This is a genomic window from Amycolatopsis sp. NPDC047767 (genome assembly GCF_040704195.1).
Classification (GTDB): domain Bacteria; phylum Actinomycetota; class Actinomycetes; order Mycobacteriales; family Pseudonocardiaceae; genus Amycolatopsis.
Window position 1 is genome coordinate 113,761 of record NZ_JBEYSJ010000005.1, and the last position, 19,368, is coordinate 133,128.

General features: G+C 70.1%; 21 protein-coding genes. 11 read left to right on the forward strand and 10 right to left on the reverse strand.

The window, feature by feature from the left end:
* Positions 1–10: 10 nt before the first annotated feature.
* Entirely contained in the window at positions 11–1,333 is a 1,323-nt protein-coding gene (locus AB0878_RS11585; RefSeq protein ID WP_366578928.1) for an MFS transporter, read from the reverse strand.
* A 98-nt stretch (positions 1,334–1,431) separates the two neighbouring features.
* On the opposite strand from AB0878_RS11585, the gene AB0878_RS11590 reads away from it, so the two are divergent.
* Entirely contained in the window at positions 1,432–2,226 is a 795-nt protein-coding gene (locus AB0878_RS11590; protein ID WP_366578930.1) for an IclR family transcriptional regulator C-terminal domain-containing protein, read from the forward strand.
* A 237-nt stretch (positions 2,227–2,463) separates the two neighbouring features.
* Complete coding sequence (locus AB0878_RS11595; protein WP_366578932.1) at positions 2,464–3,612, forward strand: hypothetical protein; 1,149 nt, start codon at positions 2,464–2,466, stop codon at positions 3,610–3,612.
* A 27-nt stretch (positions 3,613–3,639) separates the two neighbouring features.
* On the opposite strand, the gene AB0878_RS11600 is transcribed toward AB0878_RS11595, so the two are convergent.
* On the reverse strand, positions 3,640–4,221 hold the full coding sequence (locus AB0878_RS11600) for a dihydrofolate reductase family protein (RefSeq protein ID WP_366578934.1): 582 nt from the start codon (positions 4,219–4,221) through the stop codon (positions 3,640–3,642).
* Positions 4,222–4,334: 113 nt separating this feature from the next.
* Here AB0878_RS11600 and AB0878_RS11605 point away from each other — a divergent pair, with 113 nt between their 5' ends.
* A complete protein-coding gene (locus AB0878_RS11605; RefSeq protein ID WP_366578936.1) occupies positions 4,335–4,742 on the forward strand; it encodes a hypothetical protein in 408 nt (135 codons plus the stop codon).
* 217 nt (positions 4,743–4,959) lie between these two features.
* Here AB0878_RS11605 and AB0878_RS11610 read toward each other — a convergent pair whose 3' ends face one another.
* Entirely contained in the window at positions 4,960–5,823 is an 864-nt protein-coding gene (locus AB0878_RS11610; protein ID WP_366578937.1) for a LysR family transcriptional regulator, read from the reverse strand.
* Between the two features lie 148 nt (positions 5,824–5,971).
* On the opposite strand from AB0878_RS11610, the gene AB0878_RS11615 reads away from it, so the two are divergent.
* Together AB0878_RS11615 and AB0878_RS11620 are read left to right on the forward strand one after the other, a co-directional pair.
* Positions 5,972–7,096 carry a polysaccharide deacetylase gene (locus AB0878_RS11615; RefSeq protein WP_366578939.1) on the forward strand — a complete coding sequence of 375 codons (1,125 nt, stop codon included), beginning with the start codon at positions 5,972–5,974 and terminating at the stop codon, positions 7,094–7,096.
* A gap of 54 nt (positions 7,097–7,150) precedes the next feature.
* Positions 7,151–7,891: an SDR family oxidoreductase gene (locus AB0878_RS11620; RefSeq protein ID WP_366578940.1), complete on the forward strand. Its 741-nt coding sequence runs from the start codon at positions 7,151–7,153 to the stop codon at positions 7,889–7,891.
* 51 nt (positions 7,892–7,942) lie between these two features.
* Here AB0878_RS11620 and AB0878_RS11625 read toward each other — a convergent pair whose 3' ends face one another.
* On the reverse strand, positions 7,943–8,326 hold the full coding sequence (locus tag AB0878_RS11625) for a nuclear transport factor 2 family protein (protein WP_366578942.1): 384 nt from the start codon (positions 8,324–8,326) through the stop codon (positions 7,943–7,945).
* A 285-nt stretch (positions 8,327–8,611) separates the two neighbouring features.
* Here AB0878_RS11625 and AB0878_RS11630 point away from each other — a divergent pair, with 285 nt between their 5' ends.
* Positions 8,612–9,331, forward strand: a complete 720-nt coding sequence (locus AB0878_RS11630) for a hypothetical protein (protein ID WP_366578944.1) — start codon at positions 8,612–8,614, stop codon at positions 9,329–9,331.
* Positions 9,332–9,385: 54 nt separating this feature from the next.
* On the opposite strand, the gene rox is transcribed toward AB0878_RS11630, so the two are convergent.
* Both rox and AB0878_RS11640 read right to left on the reverse strand, forming a co-directional pair.
* Complete coding sequence (gene rox, locus AB0878_RS11635; RefSeq protein WP_366578946.1) at positions 9,386–10,801, reverse strand: rifampin monooxygenase; 1,416 nt, start codon at positions 10,799–10,801, stop codon at positions 9,386–9,388.
* Positions 10,798–11,406, reverse strand: coding sequence for a response regulator (locus tag AB0878_RS11640; RefSeq protein ID WP_366578948.1), 609 nt, complete (start codon positions 11,404–11,406; stop codon positions 10,798–10,800). The genes rox and AB0878_RS11640 overlap by 4 nt, the downstream gene beginning before the upstream one ends.
* Before the next feature lie 186 nt (positions 11,407–11,592).
* On the opposite strand from AB0878_RS11640, the gene AB0878_RS11645 reads away from it, so the two are divergent.
* Positions 11,593–12,726 (forward strand): permease, encoded by a 1,134-nt coding sequence (locus AB0878_RS11645; protein WP_366578950.1) that lies wholly within the window; start codon positions 11,593–11,595, stop codon positions 12,724–12,726.
* A 178-nt stretch (positions 12,727–12,904) separates the two neighbouring features.
* Here the strand turns inward: AB0878_RS11645 and AB0878_RS11650 are convergent, their stop codons facing one another.
* Positions 12,905–13,387 (reverse strand): MarR family transcriptional regulator, encoded by a 483-nt coding sequence (locus AB0878_RS11650; protein ID WP_366578952.1) that lies wholly within the window; start codon positions 13,385–13,387, stop codon positions 12,905–12,907.
* Between the two features lie 126 nt (positions 13,388–13,513).
* On the opposite strand from AB0878_RS11650, the gene AB0878_RS11655 reads away from it, so the two are divergent.
* Positions 13,514–13,957 carry a nitroreductase family deazaflavin-dependent oxidoreductase gene (locus tag AB0878_RS11655; protein WP_366578954.1) on the forward strand — a complete coding sequence of 148 codons (444 nt, stop codon included), beginning with the start codon at positions 13,514–13,516 and terminating at the stop codon, positions 13,955–13,957.
* A gap of 206 nt (positions 13,958–14,163) precedes the next feature.
* On the opposite strand, the gene AB0878_RS11660 is transcribed toward AB0878_RS11655, so the two are convergent.
* Positions 14,164–14,571 (reverse strand): VOC family protein, encoded by a 408-nt coding sequence (locus AB0878_RS11660; RefSeq protein WP_366578956.1) that lies wholly within the window; start codon positions 14,569–14,571, stop codon positions 14,164–14,166.
* 81 nt (positions 14,572–14,652) lie between these two features.
* Positions 14,653–14,988 (reverse strand): hypothetical protein, encoded by a 336-nt coding sequence (locus tag AB0878_RS11665; protein WP_366578958.1) that lies wholly within the window; start codon positions 14,986–14,988, stop codon positions 14,653–14,655.
* A gap of 227 nt (positions 14,989–15,215) precedes the next feature.
* On the opposite strand from AB0878_RS11665, the gene AB0878_RS11670 reads away from it, so the two are divergent.
* The 3 genes from AB0878_RS11670 to ligA all read left to right on the forward strand — a co-directional run bounded on the left by AB0878_RS11670 (position 15,216) and on the right by ligA (position 18,239).
* Positions 15,216–15,422, forward strand: coding sequence for a hypothetical protein (locus tag AB0878_RS11670; protein WP_366578960.1), 207 nt, complete (start codon positions 15,216–15,218; stop codon positions 15,420–15,422).
* Positions 15,419–15,985 (forward strand): hypothetical protein, encoded by a 567-nt coding sequence (locus tag AB0878_RS11675; protein WP_366578962.1) that lies wholly within the window; start codon positions 15,419–15,421, stop codon positions 15,983–15,985. The genes AB0878_RS11670 and AB0878_RS11675 overlap by 4 nt, the downstream gene beginning before the upstream one ends.
* A gap of 262 nt (positions 15,986–16,247) precedes the next feature.
* A complete protein-coding gene (gene ligA, locus AB0878_RS11680; protein ID WP_366578964.1) occupies positions 16,248–18,239 on the forward strand; it encodes an NAD-dependent DNA ligase LigA in 1,992 nt (663 codons plus the stop codon).
* Here ligA and AB0878_RS11685 read toward each other — a convergent pair.
* Positions 18,236–19,201 (reverse strand): hypothetical protein, encoded by a 966-nt coding sequence (locus tag AB0878_RS11685; RefSeq protein ID WP_366578965.1) that lies wholly within the window; start codon positions 19,199–19,201, stop codon positions 18,236–18,238. The genes ligA and AB0878_RS11685 overlap by 4 nt on opposite strands.
* Positions 19,202–19,368 lie beyond the last annotated feature (167 nt).

Here is a 19,368-nt window from a genome sequence, read left to right on the forward strand (position 1 = left end):
CGGTTCCCGTTCAGATCAGGGCCGAACCGGTGCGGCCGGACTCGGTGACGACGTCTTCGGCTTCGTGGTGCGGGCGCACCAGCAGCACTCCGACGATGCCGATCAAGCTCGTCAGCGCCATCCAGCCGGCGATCGCCCACGGGCTGCCGTGCAGCCAGCCCAGCAGCGCCGTGGCGATCAGCGGCGCGAGGCCACCACCCACCACGGTGCCGCCTTCCCGGCCGACGGAGATGGCGCTGTAGCGGCTGCGCGTGCTGAACAGCCCGGCGAAGTACCCGGCCTGGATGGCGTCGGTCGCCGCGCCCGCCCCCGCGATCCCGACCGTCACGGCGATGATCACCGGCGCGACGCCCTTGCTGTCCACGAGCAGGAAGAACGGGAACGCGAACACCGCCTGGAAGAGCAGGGCCACGATCATCACGCGGCCGAAGCCGAAGCGGTCGCCGAGGTGGCCGTAGACCGGGCAGAGCACGCACGCGACCGCGGCGCCGATGACCGTCGACCACAGGATCTGCGACTTGCCGAGGCCGAGCTGCGTGGTCGCGTAGGTGAGGATGAAGACGGAGACGATGTTGAACGTCGCGTTCTGGCCGACGCGCATCAGGAAGATCGCGAGCATGTTGCGCGGCTGCTTGAACGCCTTGATCAGCGGCGCGCGTTCCTGCTCGCCGGCCTGCTTGATGCGGGCGAACTCGCGCGTCTCCGGCAGGCCCTTGCGGACCCACAGGCCCACGCCGACGAGGATGACGCTGAGCAGGAACGGGATGCGCCAGGCCCAGGACAGCAGCTGGTGGTTGTCCACCAGCGCGCCGATCACGACGTAGACCACCGACGCGAGGATCAGCCCCGCGAACACCGCGCTGGACAGGAACCCGCCCCAGAACCCGGGCCGGTTGCTGCCGTTCTCCTTGGTCAGCAGCGCGGCGCCGCCCCACTCGCCGCCGGTGCCGATGCCCTGCACGATCCGCAGCACCACCAGCAGGATCGGGGCCAGTGCGCCGATCTGCCCGTACGTGGGCAGCAGGCCGACGGCCAGCGTCGCCAGTCCCATGGCCAGCAGCGTGATGACCAGCGCGTTCTTGCGTCCGATGCGGTCCCCGACGTGCCCGAAGATCGCTCCGCCGAGCGGCCGGGCGACGAACCCGGTGGCGAACGTGGCGAACGACAGCAGCGAGCCGTTGAGTGAGCTGGCCGACGGGAAGAACAGGCTCGGGAAGATCAACGCGGACGCGGTGCCGTAGAGGAAGAAGTCGTACCACTCGACCACGGTGCCGAACGTCGCCGCAATGGTCGCTCGTCTGGTCAGGTGTGCCGACTGTTCGTTGGTGCGCACGCCGAGCCTCCTCGTTGAGCCGGAGCAGTGCTAGAATTTCGCCTAGCGAATATTTTTCCGCTAGGCGGTAAACGGAGATTAGGAAGGGCATCGCGACGATGTCAAGCGCCGACAAGGAACAGTTCGTCACCTCGCTGGCCAGGGGATTGACGGTGCTGCGGGCGTTCGGGCCCGACCAGCCCGAAATGTCCCTCAGCCAGGTCGCCGCGGCCACGGGCCTCAGTCCGGCCGCCGCGCGCCGCTTCCTGCTCACCCTCGTGGAGCTCGGCTACCTCGCTCAGGTGGACAAGCGGTTCGTCCTCACACCCCGCGTGCTGGAGCTGTCGGCGGGCTACACGCGCGCGATGAACCTGAGCAGCCTCGCGCAGCCGCTGCTGCAACGCGTCCGCGACGAGACCGGCGACAGCGTTTCCCTGACGGCCTTGGCAGGCACGGACATCCTCCACGTCTGCCACGCGCAGACCGATCGCTTGATGCGCTTCGCCATCACTCCGGGGGCTCGGGTGCCGGCTTACGTCAGCGCGTCGGGCCGCGCGATCCTGGCGAACGAACGCCCGGCCGTCGTCGACGCTTTTTTCGCCGCCGCCACGCTCGCCCCGCGAACGGCCTCCACGATCACCTCCGCCGAGGCTTTGCGCGATTCGCTGGCCCAGGCCCGCCAGGACGGTTACGCGGTCGTCGTCGACGAGCTCGACGTCGGCATCACCGCACTGGGCTGCCCGGTCTTCGGCGGCTCGGTGGTCGCGGGCGTCAGTTGTTCCACGGTTTCCGGCTATCTTCCGGTGCCGGAGTTCGTGGCCACGCGGCTGCCGTTGCTGAAAGAGCTCGCCGCGCGACTGGGGGAGGCGTTCGAGCGCTTTCCGGCGTTGCTGCACTCATTCGAAATGCAGTGAGCGGCGCGTTGAAAGGTTGAGCCGGAACGCCGATTTCCCCTGCCTGGCCCAGCACTTTCGTCGGTCTTTGTCCACGGCCGGTCCGGGCCTAGTACTTTCGGCCAGGGGGACCCCGCCGAATGGTGTAGGCCATCCCGGGGGTCTTCGGGTGATGCCCGTTTCGGGGCCTGAGTCCGTCCTAAGGTGATCTTGATTCTCGATCTTGATCCCGGGTCTTTTCTCAGGAGGGGAACACCTGTGCCCAAACTTCCACGCACGCTCAGCAGAACTCTGGCCGCGGCGGGCACGCTGTGCGCGCTCACGGTGGCCACGGCCGTGCCGGCGTTCGCGGCCGAGCCGGCGCCGTCGACGGTCGAGCAGGACGTGACGCAGCTGTACCAGAACGTCGTGGACCTGTACAACGGCATTCCCGCGAGTGCGCGGGCCGGCGTCGACTCGTTGATCGACTCGCCGATCGACCACATCGGCCGGAAGCAGACCAACGCGAAGCAGAAGCCGGCCGCGGACTGCACCGAGGGTGCGCTGCTCACGTATGCGAACCAGCTCGCCTCGCAGCTCACGCCGGTCGAGGGGCAAGCCTTCGACGCGCTTTCCGCGCTCGGTCAGCTCTACGCGCAGGGCGTCGCCACCGACAAGCAGCCGCAGGTGTTCGGCACCGACGGGCAGTACACGTCGCGCGCCACCTCGGCCATTTCGAAGCTGCGCGGGTTCTGGGACATCGAGAGCTGGAACGTGCAGCTCGTCGCCTGGAAGGGCACCGACCTCGGCAGCCCCACCAAGATGGCGCAGACCTTCGGCCTCGGCCTCGCGCCGGCGCGCGTGAAGGACGCGGCCGCGCTCGCGAACAAGGTGCTCTTCGAGCTTCCGGTGCTGCAGGGCGGCCGCAACCCGCTGCTGACGCTCAACGCGTTCTCCGCGCCCGCCGACAGCTTCGGCGGCAAGCGCGTGATGCTCGGCGACGGCATCCTCGACACCACCAACCTGCTCGGCTTCGACGACGTCGCGGTGGAGGCCGTGCTGGGCCACGAATACGGCCACCAGGTCGACTTCGCCCACGACAACTTCCCGCGCAACGAGTCCGGCGAGATGGGCCCCGACGCGTACGGCGGCTACTTCGTCGCGCACGCCAAGGGTGAGGCGTGGGACGCCCGCACCCAGCAGGAAGTGACCTACCTCAACGCTTCCATCGGCGACTGCCAGCACAGCCACGGCACCCCGGACCAGCGCAAGGCCGCCGGCGCGTGGGGCGAGAAGCAGGCCACGAGCCAGGCCAACCCGAACAAGATCGTCCCCTCCGCGACGATGATCACCAAGTTCCAGAAGGAATACCCGAAGCTCGTCCCGCCGGCCACCGACCAGTCCCAGCTGGCCGCGGCGCACAGCTGATCTCTTGACGCAGCGGGCCGCCTCCGTTCACCGGGGGTGGCCCGCCACGGCGTAGCGCAGGTGCGTGACGTCCCGATCGGTCAGCTGCCGAACCTGCCGCAGCTCGACGCGCGTGTCGTCGAACAGCCGCCGCCCACCGCCCAGCACCACCGGGACGAGGTGGATCTCCAGCTCGTCCAGCAAACCCGCGCGCAGCAACGCCTGCGCCGCGCCCGCGCCGTGCACCAGCACCGCGCGCCCACCCGCAGCGGCCCGCGCCTCGGCCACGCACGCGCCGACGTCGGTGAAGAACCGCGCGCTGCCGGGCGGCCGGTCGTCCGGATCGACGTGGTGGGTCAGGACGTTGATCGCCACGCCGTCGTGGTGATCGCCTTGCCACCGCCCGGCCAGCTCGAACGTCCGCCGCCCCGAGATCACCGCGCCGGTCGCCATGGCCTCCTGGAAGATCCGGCCGCTGGGACCGTCGCCGTGGCGGTCGTCGAGCCAGTTGAACAGCCGCCCGCCGCCCTCCCCGAGCTCCTGCCCGGGCCGGTCGTCGGGCCCGGTGATGAACCCGTCGAGCGACATCGACATGTACAGCCGGATGGGACCGTTCGCGTCGTGGGCCATGTGCTTTCTCCTCGCGTTGCCGGTGTGGTCACGAGTACGTCGAACAGCGTTTCCCGGAATCGACACCTGCGCCCTGCGAGAATGAGGTGAGCCCCGACGTCGAAAGAGGCCGCATGCGCGACGAACCCGTTCTGCGGATCGAGGACCACCGCACGGTGGGCGAGCTCGAGGTGGACTTCCCGGTCGCCCACGAGTTCGTGATCGAGGTGTTCGACGATCCGAGCGCGGGCGGGTCGGGAATCCGGTTCGTGGACCGGGGTCTCGAGACGCAGATCGACTTCCCGTGGTGGAGTCCGATCGAGCAGGACCTGAGCACGTGGACGCGCGCGCCGATGGGCACTCCGAGAAGGCCGTTCCACGACGCCGACCAGAGCTGGCAGGTGCTGATCTGGCGAGCCGGCGACTGGGTCTTCGTGATGCAGGGCAACGGCGAAAACGAGTTTCACACCTGGCTCAAGGTGAGGACCGTGCGGTACCTGGCCGAGTGGGACGGGGTCCTGATTCAGCTCCCACACAGCTGAATCCCAGCAAAATTCTGCGTTGGACTCGCTGACCCGGTCCGGCGAATACTCAAGCGCATGGACACCGAGACCACGGACCTCGTCCGTCTGCTGCGGCGGTTCGGCGTGCGCGCGCTGGCGTTGGCGGCGGTCGCGGGGCTCGTGGGTTACCCGACGGTGGCCATGGCGCTCGGGCTCGTCGGGTGCGCGCTGCTGTTCGCCAGGCCCAGGGTCAGGGTCACGAGAGCAGGTGCGCCAGAAGGGCCCGCGCGGCCGGGTTCGTCGGAGCCGGACCCCGGCCCGCCAGGTGGATCGCGCGGCTGAAGGTGGGCTGTTCGATCCGGGCGAACGGCAGGCCGGAGCGCTCGGCCACCGGCTCCGGCACGATGCTGACACCGAGTCCGGCGGCGATGAGTTCCACCAGCAACGGCATGTGCGTGGCTTCGCAGACGCGGTTCTGCCGCAGGCCCGCGTCGGCGAAGCGGCGCGCGACCATGGCCTGGATCCCGCTGCCGCTGAAGTCCAGGAACGGCTCGTCGTCGAGCTCGGCGAGGCGGACGCGGCGGCGCCGGCCGAGGCGGTGACCGGGGTGGCAGAGCAGCACCAGCTGCTGGCTCCACTGCGCGAAGCTGCTCAGCTCGTCGGTCAACGGCTCCTCGCCCGCGAGGAACGACAGGTCCAACTCGCCGCTGGCGACCGCGGCCACCAGATCGGGCATCAGTCCCTCGCGCACGTGGATGCGCACGCCCGGGTACCGCGTGCGGAACACCCCGAGCTTGGCCGGCAGGTCGACCACCGTCAGCGTCTGGATGGTCCCGATTGACACGCGCCCGCTCGCCAGCCCCGCGACGGCCGCCACCTCGCCGCGCGCGGCCACCACGTCGGCGACGATCCGGTGCGCCGCCGGCACCAGCGCGCGCCCGGCCTCGGTCAGCTCGACCCGCCGCGTGGTCCGCTCGAACAGCGACGTGCCCAGCTCGCCCTCGAGCTTGCGGATCGACGCGCTCAGCGCCGACTGCACCACGTGCACCTCCTGCGCGGCCGCGGTGAAACTCCCGCACCGCACCACCGCGAGGAAGTGCTCGACCTGCCTCAGCTCCATTCAGCGATCCTAGTGCTGAATCAGCGAGTAATGATCACCATATGTCCGTGCGGCAGAGGAATAACTTCCGCGCTGTTCGCCGCGCCGTCAATCCCGGGTTTCGGGCATCGGCGCAGGTAGTGTCCCTCGCCGGGGACAGGGAGGCGGGATGGCTCGGCCCAGCAAGGCAGTGATCAGACGGCGAAGAACGGTGCTCGCGCTGAGCGTGGCGCTGGCCTTGACGTTGGTGGCGCTGCTGGTCTTCGACGACGCCCCGGCCCAGGAAGGCGGCGGCGCGAGCGCGCCGGCGGCCGCGCGGCCGGCGCAATGGCTGCACAAGCTGAGACCGGGGGAGAAACCCCCGCAGTTCGTCCTGTTTTCCTTCGACGGCGCCGGATCCCACGAGCACTGGCAGCGGGTCCTCCCGCTGGCCAAGTCCGTGAACGCCCATTTCAGCGGTTTCCTCTCCGGCATCTACCTGCTGACCAACGACCAACGTGACCAGTACCAAGGTCCCGGCCCCGGCCACCGTCCCGGCAAGGCGTCCATCGGGTTCGGCGGGTCGGACGCGGACGTGCGCACGCTCGTCGCCGACCTCAACACCGCTGTGGCCCAGGGGCAGGAAATCGGCACGCACTACAACGGTCACTTCTGCACCGGCGCCGAACCCAGCGTCGGCCATTGGACGACCGCCGCGTGGAGCGACGAGCTGGCGCAGTTCTTCCAGTTCGTCGACCAGGCGCGCGCTCAGCGCGGCCTGAACGTCGACCCGGCCACGATCCGCGGCGGCCGCACGCCGTGTCTCGAAGGCGACTGGAAACAGGCCTTGCCCGCGATGCGTGAAGCGGGCCTGCGCTACGACTCCAGCCAGTCGTCCGAGGGCGTGCGCTGGCCCGAGCAGCTCGACGGCATCTGGGAGTTCTGGATGCCGTACGTGAAAGTGCCCGCGCTGAACAAAAAAGTGATCATGATGGACTACAACCTGTGGTTCCAGTTCAACCACGCTCGCGACGACGCCACGCGCACCGCCGAGTTCCGCGCGGACACGCTGGCCACCTACCGCGGCGCGTACCAGGCGGCGTTCGCCGGGAACCGCGCACCGCTGGTCGTGGCCAACCACTTCAACGACTGGGCCGGCGGCGCGTTCGCGAAGGCGACCGAAGACTTCATGGGGGAGGTCTGCACCAAGCCGGAAACCGTCTGCGCCACCTACAGCGAAGTGATCCGGTGGCTGGAACTTCAGGACCCGGCCGTGCTCGGCCGGCTGCAGGAGGCGCCGCCCGCGCAACCGTGAAGGTACCCACGTCGGGGTGTGGCCGGCCCACCGGCGCGTCGTCACGGTGGAGCCATGACGATCTCACTGCAGGACAAGGTCGCTCTGGTCACCGGGGGATCCCGCGGTGTCGGCCGGGGCATCGCGCTGCGGCTCGCGCGAGACGGCGCCGACATCGCGTTCAGCTACGTCAACTCTAAGGACCAAGCCGAATCCCTGGTGGATGAGCTGACCGCGCTGGGCGTGCGCGCCAAGGCGTTCCGCGCCGACGCGGCCAGCGCGAGCGAGGCGGTCGGGCTGGTGGGGGACACCGTCGCCGAGTTCGGCCGGCTGGACGTCCTGGTGCACAACGCCGCGATCCTCGTCACCGGCCGCCTCGACGACCCCGACCGTGACGACTCCGCCCACCACCGCCAGTTCGCGGTCAACACGCACGCCGTGGCCGCAGCCACCCGTGCGGCCGCCGCCCACCTCGGGGAGGGCGGGCGGATCATCCTGATCAGCTCGATCGGCGCGATCCAGACTGGCGGCAACTCGGGCTACGGCGACTACACCGCCACGAAGGCGGCCATCGAGGCCTACGCCCGCTCCTGGACGCACGAGTTCGGCCCGCGCGGCATCACGGTCAACGTCGTCCAGCTCGGCCCCACCGGCACCGACATGCTGCCGCTCGACCACACCGCCCTCGCCCAGACGGTCCCCTTGCGCCGCATCGGCAAGCCGGAGGACGCCGCCGCGGCGGCCTTCCTCGCGAGCGCCGAAGCGAACCACGTCTCCGGCGCCACCCTCCGCGTCGACGGTGGCCTGAGCGCCTGAGCTTTTCCCGGGAAACTCGCCCGTCCGGCACCGACCGGGCAGGCGAGTTCTCTACGCGGGTTCGCGAGCCGCGGTGCCGAACGGATTGTCGATCACGAACCGCCAGCGGCCGTCGGCGCCTCGGCGCACGATGTCGGTGGACACCCCGGAAACGTCCGAGCCTTCGAGGCGCCAGTCGAGCGCGAACATCGCGACCTCGCCGGCTACGAACGCGTGGCGCACTTCGCAGTTCATGGGCAGCTTCCGCTCGAGGAACACGGCGAGCTGTTCGCGGATCGCCGGCCAACCGCTCACCGTGGTTCCCGGGTTGGTCACGAACACGGCTTCGGGCGCGTAGAGGTCTTCCATCGCGTCGACGTCGCCGGAGTTGAAACGGGCGAGTAGCGCATCGGGAATGTCTTCGGCTGACGTGGGCAGGGGAAACGAGGAGGCCACGGGGAGAGCTCCGTTCGGGGCGACGCCGATTTTGATGGCACGCGAGTGTTCGATGGAATCAGACGGTAGCCCTCCGCGTACTCTCTGGTCAATATCACTGCACAAGGTTGTGTTCTCAAACTTGCCGCCATTGTGGACGGTTCACCCGGTCGGCCGCTCTTGTATCGCTTTTCGTTGACGACCGTCGCGAGAGAGGCATATGGTGTTCGGCACTGAAAGCCCGCGGTGGCACGGACTTCCGTGCTGTTGTCAGCGGCGACCACCACATACCGACAGGGGCGACGCATGACCTCTTCGACGACGATCCCGCAAACCCTCACCGTGATGGAGGCGTGCTTCACCCTCGATCCCGGTGTCGACGAGCAGTTCTGGGCGGCGCAGGACAAGTTCGGTCCCGTGGCGGCGGCGTCGCCGGGGTTCCGCGCGGTGATCGGCGGGCCCATCGCCAACTCGCCGTGGCTGTACTTCTGCGGCAAGTGGTCGACGCCCGCGGCGATGGACGACTGGTACCACGACCGCGCGCACACGGCCGTGCAGAACAAGGCGCACCGGACGTGGTTCAAGTCGGTGTACCTGCGCAAGTGGCGCCTTCCCGCGGAAGGCGAGGAGATCCAGGGCCGCGTGTTCTCCGAGATCGCGCTCGCGCGCCAGACCCCGCTGTCGGAAACCGAAGCCGCGCAGGTGCTGTCGGACCTGACGGAAAGCCTGCCCGGGTTCGGGGTGCGGCCGTTCGAGACCGTGGTCGGCGAGTTCGAGGCGCAGCCGTTCCAGTTCGTCGGGCCGCTGCAGGAGTTCCCCGAGCTCGCGCCCGTGCGCTACCTCCTGCTCACGCACTGGGACTCACCCGCGGAGCTCGACGCGTGGCTCGCGTCCCCCGGGGTCGCCGCGCTCAAGGAGCTCGGCGAGTTCGAGGCGCAGCGCTACCTGCCGATCTTCCACGCCGCGGGCGAGCGCGAGGGCCTCACCCCGGACGGGTTCCAGCGCGGCTGGGGCAGCGAGGCCTGACCGTCGCGACGCGGCCGGCAGCTCGAAGAACGCCGGCCGCGTCGAACTCCGGGATCAGGCGCCGAACCACCGCGACAGCCGGTCCGCCAGCTCCTGCTGGTCGTCGCCGAGCCACACCACGTGCCCGTCGGGGCGCAGCAGCACGGCGGGCGCGTCCAGCTCCTCGCTGACGTCCACGACGTGGTCCACGCGATCCGCCCAGCCCGCCACGGAAAGCGCGCCGGTCTGGTCGAGCAACAGCCCGCGCCCGGCGCGCATCTGCGTGTAGAGCGGACCGCGCTTCAGGTTCACGTTGCGCAGCCGCCGGCCGAGCAGTTCGGGGCCGGCGCCGAAGTCGTAGCGGATGCCGATCGCGGTGACCTTCTCGATCAGGAACCGCCTCACCTCTTCGAAGTCCATCAGCTCCGACACCAGCCGGCGCACGGCCTGCGGACCCGGGTCCAGCGACATCAGCTCGGCCTGCGCCCGCGTGTTGTTCAGCACGGACGCGGCGACCGGGTGCCGCTCGGTCTCGTAGGTGTCCAGCAGGTCTGCCGGCGCCCAGCCGTGAACTGCGGCCGCGAGCTTCCAGCCGAGGTTGAACGCGTCCTGGATACCGAGGTTGAGCCCCTGCCCGCCCATCGGCGGGTGGATGTGCGCCGCGTCGCCCGCCAGCAGCACGCGGCCGGACCGGTAGCGCTCGGCCAGGCGGGTGGCGTCGCCGAAACGCGACAGCCAGTGCGGCGAGTGCATGCCGAAATCGGTTCCGGCGGTCGCGCGCGTGGCTTCCCGAAGCTCCTCCAGCGTCGGCGGGCGCGTGCGGTCCTCGGCCACCTCCAGGGCCGGCGTGACGAGCCGGTAGCCCCCGGTCTCCAGCGGGCCGGCGCCGAACCCGAGCTGGGTCTTGCGGACCTCCGTCATCACGGCGAGCACCTCGTCGGCGGGCGCTTGCAGCTCGACCTCGCCCAGCAGCCACTCCTGCCGCGACGGGTCGCCGGCGAACTCGATCCCGAGCAGCTTGCGCACGGTGCTGCGGCCGCCGTCGCAGCCGACGAGGTAGCGCGCACGCAGCTGCGAGCCGTCGGCCAGCTCCGCCGTCACGCCTTCGTCGTCCTGGCTCAGCCCGACGACTTCGTGGCCGTACCGCAGATCGGCGCCGACCTCGATCGCGTGTTCCCTCAGCAACCGCTCGACGACGGTCTGCGGCACGCCGAGCGTGTGCGGGAACGCGGTGTCCAGGTTCGGCGGGATCGGTTTGGCGATCCCCGCGAATCCCCCGATCGGGTAGGTCGTGCCGACCTCCAGGAACCGCTCCAGGAGCCCGCGCTGGTCCAGCACCTCCAGGCTGCGCGTGTGCAGGCCCAGCCCGCGCACGATCTTGCTCGGCTCGGCATCGCGTTCCAGCACGACCACGTCCACGCCCTGCAGCCGCAGCTCGGCTGCCAGCATCACGCCGGTCGGCCCGCCACCGGCGATGAGCACATCGATCACGAAAACTTCCCCCGCTTCGGTTTCGGCTCCGGGCCGGACACCCCGGGTCCCGGCCACGGTGGACGATTGTGCGCCGCCACCAGGGTCTTGCCGCAAGCCCCGGGGTGCGGTATACGTTGGAAGTGGCAGGAGGAGTATTTCCTGCCTTTCTTTGTGTCCGGGCCTGGTTGTCCGCGCTTGGATGTCCGCGCCTTGATGTCCGCAGTGGACGGACGCCAGAGCCAGTCGTGTTCGCGGGCGTATCGGGCCGCTTCGTGCAACGTCCTGATCACCGACGTGATGTGCGCCGGCTCGGCCGACTTGCTCACGAATCCCTGCACGCCAAGCTTCAGCGCCTTGCGCAGCACGCCCGGCCGCGCGTGGCGCGTCAGCATCACCTGGTCCGGCCGCGTGCGGCGGATCTCGGCGACGGCGGCCAGGCCGTCCACAGCGGGCATTTCGAGGTCGATCACGAGCACGTCGGGCCGGTGCTCCAGCGTCGCCCGCACCGCCCCCTCGCCGTCCTCGGCCCCGGCGAGCACGGCGATCTCGCCTTCCAGCGGCAGCAACGCGGCGAGCGCCTTGCGCAGCAGGGCTTCGTCGTCGGCGAGGACCACGGTGGTCATCGGGCCTCCCGCAGCTTCACCGGGAACCGCGCGGCCGTGAGGAACCGGCCGGCTTCCTGTTCCACGCGCAGCTCGCCGCCGTCTTCGGCGACGCGGTCGTCCGCCCAAGGGTGTTCGCCTGGCCCGGATCTGTCCCGAGGGTTAGAGTCGCCGGTGGAATACCCCCACACCGTATCCGGAGGTCAGGTGGCAGCGATCGGGCACGCGCTGGCGTTGGCGGGGTCGATGGCCTGGGAGATCCTCTGGGCGCTGATCCTCGGGTTCGTGCTGAGCGCCGTGGTGCAGGCGGTGGTGCGCAAGTCCACGATCGTGCGGTTGATGGGCGACGACCGGCCGCGCACGCTGGCGGTGTCTTCGCTGCTGGGCGCGGCTTCGTCGTCGTGCTCCTACGCGGCCGTGGCGCTGGCGCGGTCCCTGTTCCGCAAGGGTGCGGGCTTCACGGCGGCGATGGCGTTCGAGATCGGGTCGACGAACCTGGTGGTGGAGCTCGGCATCATCATGGCGTTGCTGCTCGGCTGGCAGTTCACCGTCGCGGAGTTCGTCGGCGGGCCGATCATGATCGTGCTGGTGGCGGTGCTGTTCCGGCTGTTCGTGCGGCAACGGCTGATCCGTGCGGCGCGGGCGCAAGCCGACAAGGGCGTGGCCGGGTCCATGGAAGGCCACGCCGCGATGGACATGTCCGTGGCGGGCGAGGGATCGTTCCGGCACCGCCTGGCTTCCGGCGCCGGGTTCACCGCGGTGGCGCACGTGTTCGTGATGGAGTGGGCCGCGATCCTGCGTGACCTGGTCGTCGGCCTGCTCATCGCGGGTGCCATCGGCGCCTGGGTCCCCGACTCCTTCTGGCGCGCGTTCTTCTTCGTCGACGACCCGCTCGTCTCGGCGCTCTGGGGCCCGTTGGTCGGGCCGCTGGTGGCGATCCTGTCGTTCGTGTGCTCGATCGGCAACGTCCCCTTGGCCGCCGTGCTCTGGAACGGCGGCATCAGCTTCGGCGGCGTGCTGTCGTTCATCTTCGCCGACCTGCTGATCCTCCCGATCCTCAACATCTACCGGAAGTACTACGGCCTGCGCATGACCCTGGTCCTGCTCGGCGCCTTCTACGCGGCCATGGTCGCGGCCGGCTACGCCGTCGAGCTCCTCTTCGGCGTCACCGGCCTCACCCCCACGCAGCGCACCGCCACCGTCGGGGAGAGCGGCATCTCGTGGAACTACACGACGTGGCTCAACATCGTCTTCCTGCTGCTCGCGGGCCTGCTCGTCGTCCGGTTCGTCCGGACCGGCGGCCGCGCCATGCTGCGGATGATGGGCGGCGCCCCGGCCTGAGCCGGGTGTGGCGCAGGACACGGTGCCGTTTCGATCTTCCGGCACCCGGGTAGCTGATCTCTCGGTGCCGGGGGGACCGGAAGACCACGTGCAAGGAGGGAGTGCCGGCGGAACGCGATTCCGCCGGCACTTTCGTTTGCGGGGTCAGGCGAACCTGGTGCCGCGCAAGGACGAAGCGCTAGGGCGCCAGCTCGTCGGCTGAGTCCTGCCCGGCTGTGGACGTCCGGCGGAGGAAGTCGGCGATCACCTCGAGCTCGGCGTCGGAGTAGCGGTCGCAGACGTCGTCCATGCGGGTGTTCATGCCGGAGAAGACCTGGAACAGCTCGGCGTTGCGCTCGCGCACGCCGCGCAGCGTCACGGCGCGGCGGTCGGCCGACTCGGGGTCGCGCTCGCGGACGATCCAGCCGCCCTTCTGCAGGCGGTCCAGGATGCCGGTGAGCGTCGCGGGGTGCAGCCCGGCGCGGCGCGCCAGCTCGCTCGGCGACAGCGGGCCGTGGCGGTTGATGAAGTCGAGGCAGGTCCAGTCGACGTCGCGCAGCTCCACGCGGCTGCCGAAGCGGCGGTTGAGCAGCGACAGCTGGATGTTCAGGTCGCGGACGGCGTCCTTGACCGACGTCGTCAGCTGCCGTCGCCGCCGCGCCGTGGCCCGGTCTGGGCTCATGCCGCTGTCCCCTCGTGGTTCGTATGGAATCCGTAGGGTATCGCGGCCGACGTGCCACCGGCGCCTCGACGATATATGCGTTAGATATTATATCGTTCTCGTAGAACTTGAGGTACGCTCGACGGCATGAGCACAGACAGCTACCGCCGGATGACCAACACCATCAACAAGATCATCGTCGGACTGCAGCGCGGGGGGATCGCGTTCGGGCCGATGCAGCTGCTCACCGTGAAGGGCCGGCGCACCGGGCAGCCGCGCACGTTTCCCATCGCCGTCAACGAACTCGGCGGCGGCCGCTACATCTTCCAGGCCTTCCCGAAAGCGGCGTGGGTCGCCAACGCGCGCGCCGCGGACACCGTCACGCTCACGAGAGGCCGGAAATCCCGGACCGCACGGCTGGTCGAGGTCCCGGTGGAGGACCGGCGTCCACTGCTGCGCCAACTGGTCGCCACGAGTCCCGCGAGCGTCGGCAAACGCTTCGTGACCACCGGGCTGGCCGGGGCGGCGTCACCGGACGCCGTCGCCGAATCGGCCGACCGGATCGCGGTGTTCCGCGTCGAGCCCGCGTGATCTTTCGTGCCGGGGGTTGAGCGAGCCGGGTGGTCTGTCCGAAAAGGACTGGCCAGCCGGCTCGCTCACGCGTCGACGACTACCGCGCCGGAAGCCGCTCGCTGAACCGCTTCCTGCTCGCTGTGGTGCATCGCTTTCGACGGTAACCCCGGCTCCAGGGCGATGCAGGTCGCGTGGCGGGCTTCGCCCGGGTAGGTGACCGGCGCCTACCGCGACACCGCAACGAACTTCGCCACGGCCTCCTCGGTGACCGGTGTGAAAATGTTGACGAGATTCCCGTCGGGATCCCGGAACAGCAAGGCGCGGTTCCCCCACGGCATCGTCGTCGGCGGGGTCACCACTTCCTCGAGCCACTCGCTCAGCTTGGCGTACCGCGCGTCCACATCGTCCACGATGAACTCGACGATCACCGACCGGTTCACCCCGGCCTCCGCCGACCCGGCCCCGAACAGCCCCACCGTGCGCGTGCTCCCGATCGCCAACGTCCCCGACTCGAACGCCACCTCGGCGAAATCGGGCGTGCTCCACCTCGCCGCCTTCCCGCTGACCCGCTCGTAGAACGCGACGAGCCGCCCGACGTCGCCCGTGATGATCCGAATGGACGCGAAGTTCACTGGTTTCCTTCCCGCTGCTGCTTTCCGACCTGCGCGACGCTAGCTCCGATCGCGGACAGCAGCGGTCCTCGTTCGTGAACCTCAGCCGGGAATGAGGAACACCACGTCGACCGCGACGACCGCGGCGGGCACCGCGCCGAGTGCGATGCAGGGGAGGCCGGCCAGCCAGACCGCCCGGGTGCGGGCCCGCCGGGACACGCGGATCGCCGCCGCTCCCGCGAGGATCGTCCAGGCTGCCGCGAGACCGAACGCCGTGAACGTTCCACCGGAGCCGGCGAAGTCACGATTGCTGTGCGCCAGGCTCATCAGGAACGCAAGACCCATCGCAGCGGCCACTCCGAGCGCGATCAGGAATCCGCCCAGCGCCGTGATCACGATCCTCGCGACTCGCTCGGTCCGGCCATCGTCTTCGCGCACGCCCGGAACCCTACGGCGACCGCCGTGAAAACTCCGGCTTTGTGGCGGTGACCGGTACCCGGCGCCCGCGCCCGGATGCCACCGCCGTCCTGCGGATTCGTTGCGGCCCCGGGGATCCACACCGCCGTTGTCGCACCCTCCGGCCGTCTCCCTGGGTGACCACGACCCGGGACCCGGCAACGTACCGTGATCCGACGGCGTCCACAGCGCGCCCAGAGGGGGCCGGCATGGCAGTCACCACCGCGGGCACGTCCACCCGCGTCAGTCAGACAACCGGCGGCCTCTTCCTCGCGGGCGCGATCGCCTTCGCGGTGGTCCCGCCGCTCGCCGCCTCTTATGTCACCGGTGATGCGACCACGCGGGCCGCCATGACCGCCATGTGGAGGGCGCGGCGGCAGTTCGGCGTGACGATGGTGGGGAGGCTGCGACCATGACACGCAACTCGTTCCTGGCCACCTGGGTGCTCTGGACGGTCGGGTTCCTCGCCTTCCCGCTCGGCGGCGTGGCGGGCGGCGCCGTCGTCGGCCGGGTCGACAGCCCGCTGGCCGCGCTGTTCGGCGGTGCGGTCACCGGGTTGGTCGTCGGCACCGGCCAGGTCCTCGTCAGCCGCCGGCGGCTCGACCCGGTGCGCTGGATCCCCGCCACCACCCTCGGCATGGGCGCGGGCCTGTTCGTCGGCGCGGCCGCCGTCGACTACGGGACTTCGACGGCCGACCTGGCGATCATGGGCGCCTTCACCGGCGTGGTCCTGGGCGGCGCGCAGGTGGCCGCCCTGCCCCGCGCCGCGCGCCACCGCTGGGCGTGGGCCGTGGTGACGCCCGTGCTGTGGTGCCTGGGCTGGGTCATCACCGCCTCGGCGGGCATCAAGGTGGACGAGCAGTTCACGATCTTCGGCTCGGCGGGCGCCGTGACGGTCTCGGCGCTGTCGGGACTGCTGCTGCACTGGCTTCTGCCGTACCGGCGCGGTGTTTCCGCGAAACGAATCAAGATCGGCTGACCGTCCATAATGGACTTGGGGTCGGGCTCGGATCGCGCCCGACCCGGGCGGCGACCACGATGCCCTCCGCCGGGCGAAAGGCCCCGCACGTCGAGAAGCTCGACGGCGATCGCGCGCTGCCGCCTGCCGGCCACGCTGTGTGGACCGAACACGATCCGGCCGGGTACTGACGCGCACGAACCCTTCACCGGCGAAAAATCACCCGGCTCGTGAAGAGCCACAGCCTCACTTCTGTCGGTGCGCCCCGGTAGCGTCCTCAGCCGTGGATGCTCGGAAGCGGATTCAGGAACTCGCCGATCAGATCGTGGTGCTGCGCGACGCGTACTACCGGGGCTCGCCGGTGGTGGCGGACGCGGAGTACGACGTGGTCGAGGACGAGTTGCGGGGGTTGATCGAGGCCAACCCGGCGTTGGCGCCCGACCCGAACCCGCTGGAACAGGTGGGTGCGCCGGCGGTGCTGCACGCGCCGATCCGGCATTCGCGGCCGATGCTGTCGTTGGAGAAGGCGACGAAGCCCGAGCAGGTGGCGGCGTTCTTCGACCGTTTCCCCGGGCAGCCTGTCGTGGTGATGCCGAAGCTGGACGGCCTGTCGCTGGCCCTCGTCTACGAGCAGGGCCGCCTGGCGCGTGCCGTCACCCGTGGCGACGGGACGACCGGCGACGACGTGACCGTGCTCGTCCGGGCCCTGACCGACGGCGTGCCCGACAAGGTCGAGGCGCCCGGCCGCGTCGAGGTGCGCGGCGAGGCGGTGATGCTGCGCTCCACGTTCGCGGCCTACAACACCGCCCACCCCGACAAACCGCTGATCAACCCGCGCAACGCCGCCGCCGGCACCCTCCGGGCGAAAGACCCGGCGACGGTCGCCGAGCGGCGCCTGCGGTTCTTCGCCTTCGACCTGGACACCGACCCCGACAGCGCCGACACCGACCTCGCGCGCGCCCTCCAGACGCTCGGCTTCACCGCCGCCGACATGCGCCGCTGCGCCGACGCCGAGGCCGCGCAGGCGGTCATCACCAAGATCGAGCAGCAGCGCAACGATCTCGACTACGACCTCGACGGTGCCGTCCTGCGCCTGGCCGACCGCGACGCCTACGCCGCCGCCGGCACACGGTCCAGCTCACCGCGGGGTGCGCTGGCGTTCAAGTTCGCCGCCGAGGAGAAGACCACGGTGCTGTCCGATGTGGTCTGGGACGTCGGCAAGACGGGCAAGATCGCCCCGGTCGCGTGGCTGGAGCCGGTGTTCGTGGGCGGCACCACCGTCACCCGCGCGACCCTGGCCAACCAGGAGGTGATCCGCGCCCGCGGCATCAAGATCGGCGACACGGTGCTGGTACGCCGCGCGGGCGACGTGATCCCGTTCGTCGCCGGCGTGCTCGACGCGTCGAAGCGCACGGGCGCGGAGCGGGAGATCGTTCCGCCGACGCAGTGCCCGTCGTGCGAGCAGCCGCTGACCGAGCAGGGCAACAGCCGGGAACTGTTCTGCACCAACGTCGCCTGCCCCGCCCAGACCGTGCGCCGGCTGATCCACTGGGCCTCACGCGCCGCCGCGGACATCGACGCGATCGGCGGGGTGTGGATCGAACGGCTGGCCGAGATGGGCATCCTGGAGCACCCGTCCGACTTCTACCGGCTGACCAAGGAACGGCTCCTGGAGTTCGACCGCATCGGCGAGGTCTCGGCCACGCGCATGATCGAGTCGATCGACGCCAGCCGCCGCGTCGGTCTGCGCCGCGCCCTGATCGGGCTCGCGATCCCGATGGCGTCGGAAGGCACCGCGGCCCGGCTGTGCCGCGCGGGCTTCGGCTCGCTGGAAGCCGTCGCCGAGGCCGGGGAAGACGGTCTCGTGGCGGTCGAGGACATCGGGCCGAAGGTCGCCGCGTCGCTGATCGAGCACCTCACGCGGCTGCGGCCCGAGCTCGAACGGCTGCGCGAGCGCGGCGTTTCGCTCGACGTCCTGGAAGAAGACCTCCCGCCGGTCGTGGCCGCCGGCGCGCCGCTGGCCGGCAAGACGGTGGTGATCACCGGCGGCATCAGCGACCCGCGGTCGGGCGAGAAAGTGCCCCGCCCGACCTTCCAGCGCCTGTGCGAACAGGCCGGCGCGACCACCGCGTCGTCGGTCTCGGCGAGCACCGACCTGCTCATCACCGGGGCCGACGTCGGAGCGAGCAAGCTCACGAAGGCCGAGAAACTCGGTGTCGAAGTCGTGGACCAAAGCGTGATCTGGCAACAGCTGATCGAGGCCGGCGTGGTCTAGCCGGGGGTGCCGTGGCAGTTGTCCTGAGTGGGCATCGGCTTGCTCGGGTCGAACCGGCCGGGCTCGGGGGACACGGACGTGGCGAAGTAGTCGTGGTCGCTGAACGCGGGCGTGAGCTTGTCGTCATTCGTGCACGCGACGCTGTCGAAGTACGAGCTGAACTTGTCCACCCACAGCCCGCGGCTCGACGCCAGCCAGTGCGACCCGCTGCGCACCGTGTAGTCGGCGTCGACGCGGACGAAGGGGTCCAGGTCGCCCGGGCCGTCGACCGGGTGGTCGCCGGGGTCGAACGCGTAGGCCACGACGTAGGACGCGTGGATCAGCAGTTCACCGGGCTTGCCCGGCTTCACGGTCATCGCCCCGGTCATGCGTGGCGAGACGGGCAGCAGGTGATAGCCGTCCGCCAGGAAGATCACGTAACCGTCGGGGTGGGCCTTGACGTCCGGCCTCGCGTCCGGCGCGACCAGTGCGGCGTACTTGGCCGGGTTGTGGCGATCCAGCGTGTCCGGGTCGAACTGCGCCACGGCGATCGCCTGTTTCACCTGGTCCTCGGCCTGCCCGACCTGCTTGGCCGAGAACGCGCCCACCTTCACCGCCGCCGGGACGGTCAGCCCCGCGATCCCCTCGGCCCAGTTCTGTGCCGGCGTGCCGTCGAACGGCCGCGTGAGATCGACGTGCCCCTCCTGCGGCAGGTCGGTCGGCGCCGCCTCGGTCGTCACGACCGACTCCGGCGCGCCGAGATCCGCATCGGTGGTCTTCTCGGACGTCGACTTCCCCCACACGTACAGCCCGACGCCCGCCCCCGCCACGACAACCACCACGAGCGCCGAGGTCGTCAACCGCTTGCGCCACTTCGCACGGCCGCGTCTGCGCCGCAGATTGACCCATGCCTCCTTCTCGGCGTGCCGTTGCCAGTCCGGGTCCATCAGGTCCGGATGGTTCTCGATGTCGTACTCGTCCACTGTGTACCACCCAACCTCGTCGGCCTCGCCGCAAAACATCGGCGACCGCCTCCGGTCGTTACGGCCCGAGTGGCACGAGACGGCAACGTTTCGGACACACCTCGCGAAGCGTGGCCTCGGCCACTGTGGACACTGCCGCGGACGGCTCGCGGTCCCGTCCGCAGAGC